The organism is Clostridium sp. CM74B_53 (assembly GCF_036318045.1).
GTDB lineage: Bacteria > Bacillota > Clostridia > Lachnospirales > Lachnospiraceae > Pilosibacter.
In genome coordinates, this window is sequence record NZ_JAWQDE010000033.1 from 1 (window position 1) to 7,820 (window position 7,820).

Genomic DNA, 7,820 nt, shown 5'->3' on the forward strand with positions numbered 1-7,820 from the left:
TTTTGACATATCTCATAAGAAAACTGCTTTATATCATCTGATATTTGTTTTGACATCAGCAATTTCTTTCTATACTTGCATACGAAAATAATATGATACTGTAACAAATATTTGTGTCTGTTTTTGACTTCCACGTTTCCATAACGCAAGTATAGCACAAACCTCCGCTTCCGGCTACCTTAACCCACCGTCTAAAGCCAGTGGGATTGCGGTAGCCCTATTTCAATCCACGGGCTCTTACGAGCCCTGACTCAGATGGCCGAGCGCCTCCATCTGCTTCTGATCGTTTCAATCCACGGGCTCTTACGAGCCCTGACGATGTCTATTCGATGATTAAGCAGGGACTGACAGTTTCAATCCACGGGCTCTTACGAGCCCTGACTATGAGGATCTTGCGGTTCCGGATGATGTTTTGTTTCAATCCACGGGCTCTTACGAGCCCTGACAAGAGGGGAAATCATATGGATCTCCATTTTCTGTTTCAATCCACGGGCTCTTACGAGCCCTGACAGCAATTTCAAACAAACTATTTGCTAAAAATTGCCGCATATTTTATATCATTCACAATTCAAACCACAATCGTAAATAACATGCTTATTTCAATATTAAATCATGCACAATCTGTACGCTGAACTTTTGTGCATGTTGTTTAATTCATCTCTTCTTTTTTATGTGCACCTCCCTTTTTCCACTATAAAATAATGGAATTATCCTGGCTAAGTTCAATGTCCTCACGTTTTCCAATCACCTCTATCTGATTTTTATAATTCTTCCCTAAGCGATAAAATCTGATCGTATCGGCGTTTCTGTCAACAAGGCGGGATAACTCGGCCTTTAATTGCACAAAATTTGCCATGCTGATATCGAGTTCAAAAACAGATTTCTGAACACGTACCCCATAATTTTCACATATTTTTGCAACTTTTCTAAGTCGTTCCGGACTATCTGCGATATCATATGAAAGCAAAATAAACACTGTCAATCCCCCTCCCAAATGTATGGCGGATATTCCGGAATATCTCCACGAATATATTGCGCGAGTAACTGCGCCTGCAAATACGGGATCAGCTTTCTCTGCACATCTTTTTTATACAGTGGAAATGGAACCTTTTCATTTTTAGAATTTTCCCATTCTGTTAATATTTTCCTTTTCGCCATCTCCTTCAATTGTATATTTCCACTCACACTTTCAAAGTCTTTTTGAGTAACCTGTTTGCGGTTGATCAACGTAAGTACAAAACGGTCTACAAATGGCGCTCTAAACTCCTCGATCAGATCACAGGAAAGGGAATCTCTTCCCGGATGAAGTTCATGTAAATATCCTACTGCTGAATCCAAGCCGAAAGATTCTAAAGCTGCCGTACAGTTGAGTGTAAGCATTGTATACAAAAATGAAAGCAGTGCATTGCAGTTATTTTCCGGCGGTTTCTTACTTCTCTTTTCAAACTCCATCCCGGTCGACTTTTGCTTGATCATATTGTCAAACTGGTCAAAATAATTAGAAGCGATACTCCCCTCCAATCCTCTGATCTCATCAACTGTTTTTGCAGCAGCAATGTCTCCCAACATCCCGGATATGGTCTGCGAAGCCTGAGACAATTTTTGATATTTTTTCTCTTCTATGCTTTTTGCCATATATTCAAGCAGATTCTTTTGATTGATTGCTTTGCCCAGAACAATATTTTTAGCAACTGCCAGCTTTTCAGAAGAGTCATAAATCTGATACTGTTTTCTTCGCAGAAGCACATTTCCCACATTCTTTCCGCACATTCTTCCGTAGTATACGCCATATTGAGATACATAAGAAATCGGTATCTTATGTTTTGAACAATATCCCACCAGGAAATCCGAAACTGTTGCCGGACCGAATATTACAATCTGCTCGATTGTCAATGCAGGAACATTTACTATCTTTTTTGATTCCACACCGTCTGAATCTATCATCTTTGTGATAACTTCAAACACATCATTTTCACAATGAATATATGTGTTTGGATTCAGGATATATAAGACTTTTTTTACCTGTATCACATCACCACTTCTTCCATAAATATTATACGATATACTTCTTTCGTATACATTCCATGTAATCCTGAACAAGTATTTTTCGCGGATTGCAGAGATCGTTTAAAGAACAGCCATTGCATCTCTTTCTCAGTTCCGGTTTGATTGGATGTAGATTTTCCAGATAACTGCTGATCTCTCTTATAAACTTTACTGCATCCGCCCGGACTTTATCGGAAATGTTTACTTCAAATCGTTCTTTCGATCCTGTGTAATAAATATAGCCGGTTGTAATCGTTGTATGGAACATCTCCTCCAAACACAGTGTCTGCGCCGCCATTTGAAGATTATACTCTTCCTCATCACGTTTTTTTCCATGTTTGTATTCAACGGGGTATATTCTGCATGTTTCCTCTAGGAAAGGAATATAACAGCCATCCGAAATAACTTCGAACTCAACCGAATCACAAATTCCAAATAAATGATATTTCTCAGAAACTACTTGAAGTCCTGTCACTTTTATGTGAGTCCCACGTCTTTCGATCTTGCATTCATGAGCCCGCTTGTGATCGCGGGCTCCTTCTGCCGTAAAAACATTTTCAATAAAGTTCTGCTCTGCGATTTGGAGATAAAATCTTCGTTTGCAGAACACCCATTGCGATATCCAGGATAATAAGATGGGTTCATCATCCATGATCATTTTACCTGTATGCCATTATTTTCGAGTGTCTGTGAAAATTCATCTGTCGATTCATTTCTCCAGATAATGTCGCCGAATGGATTTTCCTTGACTCCGATATTGATCCCACGCATTGTTTCCGGAATCTGCATAGCGATGTCGTAATCCTCCAGCTTTCTCGGATATTCAACCCCTTCTTTTTTTGTTATCCGAAGCATGTTATACAATTTATGCGCCGGCATGCAACCGAGCAGTGCCTCTTTCTCATTCTGCTCCGGATTTTCCGGATGGGTACCAATATGTTTAAAAATAATTAATGGAGAGGCTGCCCGCATACCCTGCTTTGATGCTGAATTGTCGAATTCATACATCTGCAACAGTGCTTCGAAAAGTTTGTTCAGATCATCTTCCGAAAAACCTGTGCGGATTGCCAAACTGGGACTGATCGTTCCCTGAACAACATATAAACCATATGATACAACTTTCTTTTCACCCATGGTTCTCTTCGTCTGTTCATCATGTTCAGCTTCTTCTCGTTCGTAATCCTCAATGGTTGAAAAATCATTTCCATCTGTATAACACATTCTTGTAATCGTCATGTCTTCGATATGTATCGGATCTACCGATTCAGCCATTCCAAGCTGTACTGGTCCTGTGATCTGACCTGCATTTCGTCCTGTTGACAGAACTCCTCCAAAAGTTCTTACATCCCAAAATCTTTTGCAAAATGCAGCGGCAGACTCAGGAACTTTTTTATTCTTAAAGGGCTCTGCGAATTTTTCTTTCCCATTTACTTCCAATACAATTTTAGCGATTTCCTTATTGATGCTGACCCCATTGCGCATCAGAATGTCCATTCCATCTTCTCCCGCATACGCCACATCAATATAATTTCTTATGCGCCGCTTAAATGCTACATCAGTTATAATCCCAATTTCTGTTTCAATGTCCTGTCTTGGCAGATTTCCCATATCTGGATCTCCATTTGGATTTGCGAGTTTGGCTTCAACAAGCATCGTAAATGTATAGGTATTTTTTACAACTTCTTTTGCTTCCGCAAGCTTCACAACATTACTCATTCTCATTTTCCTCCTTGTTTTCTGCAGTTTTATTCTTAGTAGACATAAAGACCATACGCTGCTGCGCATAACCCAGGTCAAATGCCGCCTGTTCTTCAATGGAGAAATGCGCAGGGATATCTCCATTGAGTGAATTAGAAATTTCCCCGAAAATTTTATCAAACATACTGCGGGATTTTAATTTACCCAGATAATGTTCTTTATTGTCGTTAACCATTGTAAAAATCTTAGCCGGGCTTTTTTTCATCGCTTTGTAATACTTTTTTGCTATAGATACATTGACGCCTTTCTGTGCCGAAAGGAACTGAATATAATCCATACATGCAAGCCACCGTCCACATTGATATCCTTTACTATATATCCCATTGTACTCTTTATTGAGCTTCATTGCATTTTCCATCTCAACATCTCCTTTTCTTATCAGGTATGCTTTTATAAGTTGCAGATAAAAAATATCAGGAATGATTTTCCCCTCTAATATATCCCTGTCCACGCGATGAGACACCTTATGTAAGATCCTTACAGGGATTTCTTGATCAGAAATTACAGCGTTGAGCAGATTTTTAATATCCATACCCAGCTCTTTTTTTGCCTGATTGAACTTGTCCTTGACGTCCTTTTTTTCAAGCAGTCCCAATAAAATTGCATACAGATTTGTGATCCGATATTCAAAATTCGATCGGCTATCAATGATCGTCGTGTCTTTATACCATTTTTTTATACTTGCCTTAAGGTTCTGATATGTATCTTTATGATAATCAGATAAATAAAGCCTGCCTTTTGCCGGAACATCAAAGCTCATAATATAGTAATTTCCGCTGACTTTTCCTAACTCTATTTCTTTTTCTTTTGTTATTAATGTCTGAAGAGCTGCGGAATATTTTTCTTCTTTTCCCTGAGATCTCTCTGTGGTTTCCTCCAGTTCATCCATCAATTTAGCAAAATCTGTATCCCCGATCGAAATAGCTTTTTTGATCAGATCGAATGCATCCGGATTATCAAACCAGTACATGATTTCAAAATTGTTATCATGATTGTTTTCTGAGGTCAGCAGATATTCAATTCCTGCTTTAATGATCTCGGTCTCTTCCTTTGACATTGGACACGCCGTGCTTCCGCTGTCTCCAAATGAATGGAACGAGCACCTTTCCCCCGTTACAGAACTCTGATCGTTCGAAAAGACCGGAACTCCGCTTCCTGTTTGAGGAGCCATTATCTTTGGAAATTTTCCCACGATCGGATCCACTTTCTGTCCGGTAATACAGGAAACTATTTTCTTTCCAGGCATTTTTTCATCCGATCCCGAACGTATAATATCATCACAATATTCTTCAAACCATTCTTTCCAATCCGTTTCGTTTTCAAGATTTTTTCCGTCAATCCGAAAAGATACAAATTCTCCCGGTTTGATCTTGAAGCTTTCCAGTTTGATCCACAATTCCTGTGCCATTTCCGGACTATCTTCAATTTTATTTAGGAATTTATAAGCAATCGCTATCGACTCAGACCGTTCTGCACCTTTTTTCATGCATGAAATCCACTCTTCATGTTTGATCTTCTCCGTTTTTCCCTGAATGTTTCCTGCACATTCCGGCCATATATATTTGAGTTTTTCACAGACAGGGGAAATTGCAAGGTGCTTCGGGGTTTTGGGGCATAATACTTTTTGCTTCCGTTCATCTTTACTGCGCGCTTCCAGAACACGATAATTTCCCTCACGATCCAATTCTATGTAAGCGGCAACATCTCTTTTTTCTGTATTTCCGGCAGATCCAATTCCCCGACTTATGGCAAAATCATATATTTCTTTATACATCCTCCTTCCACACCTCCCTGCTTGCAAAGTCCGGAACATTGATCACTCCATTACAGATATAAGGATGATAAAAGGTACGATACACGTTTCCTTCTCCTTTCGCTGTATCCAATGGGGTATGGGTTTTAATGTCAAAATTATCATAGAGCATAATTCCAAGGTCTTCTGACTCACTGATTGGATGTATGTCAGGATCTGGCGGTGTAAAGAACGCCATGCATTCTCTCAATCCCAGATACGGCTGATGAAAACATTTTCCGCTTTTCACTCTCCTGTTAAACTGGTCGATCAATGACTGCTGCGTGACTCTTTCTTCACATCCTTTTTCTTTTATGATCTCTGCATGGATCCTGTAGTATACATCCCGAAGATAGATATTATTTCTTTGCGTCCGCGACTCCTCTACAATGATCGGTTCTCCATCCAATACAGCCTTCTTATTTACCTCGTTTCGCTTAATGTTAATATAGCGAATTGGTTTCATGATCTCGATCTTTTTAATCTGATAATGAAACTCACCGGGTTTAAAATAAATTGCTTCCAATGCACCGCGACATGCTGATGGAGTCGGTGCATCGTAGCTCACTCGTTCTACCTTGGCATTGCTTCTGGTAAAACATGCAAATTTTCCGTAAATGTCTACAACAACATTCTCAGGCATTTTCTCACCTCCGTTTATGTCTAATTAAATATATACATCTTATTATGCTTTTTGTCAATACAACATTACTTATATCTTTATAATTTGTTCATCATGCACATGTTGCAACGGTGTACAAAGGGAACATAATAAAAAACTTAATAATGGACTGCCAATCTTACACAAAGTACCGCCCAAACGAGACTACGGGCGGTATTTTTGTATCATGGCGGAGAAAGGAGGAACTTCCCACGGGGGCTTGACTGAAAAGTTGAGCCCCTTTTTTCATGCCAAAAAACAGGAGGTAAATGCTTATGGCAGATGATAAAACCACAAAAACGCCGGAACAGCCGGTAACGGATAGCGGGCCGGGCAAGGAAACACCGCCTAATCCCCCAAAAGAGCCGGAGAAGGTTTCCGTTTCCCCGGAGCCGGAAAAAAAGACGGAACCAGAGGTAAAGACCCCACAGGTTTCTGTCTATAACTTCGCTGAAATTATGAAGGAAAAGAAAGCCGAGGAACGAGCGGCAGCTCCCGGCGTGGAAAAGCCTGACCCGGCAAAAGCGGAGAAACCGGAAAAGCAGCCGGAGGCTCCGAAAAAAGCAGAGGAAAAACCCAAAGAGCCGGAACAGCCGAAGCGCCGGGGCCGTCCCCCGAAAGCAGATAAGGACAAGGACGCAGCCTCGAAATCCAAAGCTCCCGCACAGAAAACGGAAAAGGCGGTCAAAAAGGAACCGGAGAAAAAAACGGCTCCAACGGTACAGGCCGCTCCCGCTCCGAAGGAACCCGAAAAACCGAAGGATGCTCCACGCCGGGGCAAGGAGCAGATCGTCTATATCAAGCTGAACGAACTCCACGCCTTCAAGAACCATCCCTTTGAAGTCCGGGACGATGAAGAAATGCGGGCTATGGTGTCCAGCGTTAAGGACAAGGGCGTGACCCAGCCCGCTATCGTCCGTCCCCGTGAGGATGGCGGCTATGAGATCGTGTCCGGCCACCGCCGCCAGAAAGCCAGCGAGCTTGCCGGATATGCGGATATGCCCTGTATCGTCCGAAACCTGACAGACGATGAAGCCATCACGCAGATGGTCGAGGATAATCTCAACCAGCGTGAAGAAATCCTCCCCAGTGAGCGGGCCAAAGCCTTGAAAATGCAGCTTGAGGCTATCAAGCACCAGGGCTCCCGCACTTCGGGCCAGATTGACCCGAAGGACGCAGGAAAACGCTCCAACGAAATTGTGGCCGAGCGTAATAAGATGGCGGTCAAACAGGTGCAGCGGTATATCCGGCTCAATGAGCTGGTTCCCGACTTGATGAAGCTGATGGATGAAAAAAAACTGGGCTTTACTACGGCGGTGGAGCTTTCCTATATCGGCAAGAAGAACCAGAACTATATCGCCGTTGCCATTGACAGCCAGCAGTCCTCGCCTTCACAGGCGCAGGCAAAGCGTATGCGGGAACTGGACGAAAAGAAGCTGCTCAACGGGGATGTGATCGACGGCATTATGATGGAGGACAAAAAGGAGGTAGACAAAGTGATTTTGACAGGTGCGGAACTGAGCAAGTATTTCGGCAAGGAAACTACGCCGAGGGAAATGAAGG

At 41.9% G+C, this 7,820-nt stretch carries 7 protein-coding genes, 1 pseudogene and 1 CRISPR repeat array; of the genes and pseudogenes, 1 reads left to right on the forward strand and 7 read right to left on the reverse strand.

All coding sequences use genetic code 11. The features are described 5' to 3' along the window. From V2546_RS15475 to cas5c, 7 genes and pseudogenes are all read right to left on the reverse strand, one after another. Nucleotides 1–142: pseudogene (locus V2546_RS15475) on the reverse strand (transposase); the annotation flags it as partial. 77 nt (nt 143–219) lie between these two features. After that, nucleotides 220–510: a CRISPR direct-repeat array (repeat unit 32 nt; unit sequence GTTTCAATCCACGGGCTCTTACGAGCCCTGAC). Between the two features lie 181 nt (nt 511–691). After that, nucleotides 692–976, reverse strand: a complete 285-nt coding sequence (gene cas2 / locus V2546_RS15480) for a CRISPR-associated endonuclease Cas2 (protein WP_118532111.1) — start codon at nt 974–976, stop codon at nt 692–694. A 2-nt stretch (nt 977–978) separates the two neighbouring features. Further along, nucleotides 979–2,031, reverse strand: coding sequence for a CRISPR-associated endonuclease Cas1 (cas1, locus tag V2546_RS15485; protein WP_182426823.1), 1,053 nt, complete (start codon nt 2,029–2,031; stop codon nt 979–981). A 22-nt stretch (nt 2,032–2,053) separates the two neighbouring features. Beyond that, a complete protein-coding gene (gene cas4, locus V2546_RS15490) occupies nt 2,054–2,698 on the reverse strand; it encodes a CRISPR-associated protein Cas4 (RefSeq protein ID WP_329752813.1) in 645 nt (214 codons plus the stop codon). Between the two features lie 2 nt (nt 2,699–2,700). Further along, nucleotides 2,701–3,762 carry a type I-C CRISPR-associated protein Cas7/Csd2 gene (gene cas7c, locus V2546_RS15495; RefSeq protein WP_329752815.1) on the reverse strand — a complete coding sequence of 354 codons (1,062 nt, stop codon included), beginning with the start codon at nt 3,760–3,762 and terminating at the stop codon, nt 2,701–2,703. Beyond that, nucleotides 3,755–5,578, reverse strand: coding sequence for a type I-C CRISPR-associated protein Cas8c/Csd1 (locus V2546_RS15500; RefSeq protein WP_182426820.1), 1,824 nt, complete (start codon nt 5,576–5,578; stop codon nt 3,755–3,757). Before V2546_RS15500 ends, cas7c begins: the two co-directional genes overlap by 8 nt. Next, nucleotides 5,571–6,239, reverse strand: coding sequence for a type I-C CRISPR-associated protein Cas5c (gene cas5c, locus V2546_RS15505; protein WP_118532101.1), 669 nt, complete (start codon nt 6,237–6,239; stop codon nt 5,571–5,573). Before cas5c ends, V2546_RS15500 begins: the two co-directional genes overlap by 8 nt. Before the next feature lie 287 nt (nt 6,240–6,526). Here cas5c and V2546_RS15510 point away from each other — a divergent pair. Further along, the coding region (locus V2546_RS15510) for a ParB/RepB/Spo0J family partition protein (protein WP_329752818.1) at nt 6,527–7,820 on the forward strand (1,294 nt) is incomplete at its 3' end.

Bases quoted from the DNA above. Each gene is read 5' to 3' on its own strand.
- cas5c (WP_118532101.1), bottom strand. From the start codon at position 6,239: ATGCCTGAGAATGTTGTTGTAGACATTTACGGAAAATTTGCATGTTTT.
- V2546_RS15500 (WP_182426820.1), bottom strand. From the start codon at position 5,578: ATGTATAAAGAAATATATGATTTTGCCATAAGTCGGGGAATTGGATCT.
- cas7c (WP_329752815.1), bottom strand. From the start codon at position 3,762: ATGAGTAATGTTGTGAAGCTTGCGGAAGCAAAAGAAGTTGTAAAAAAT.
- cas4 (WP_329752813.1), bottom strand. From the start codon at position 2,698: ATGGATGATGAACCCATCTTATTATCCTGGATATCGCAATGGGTGTTC.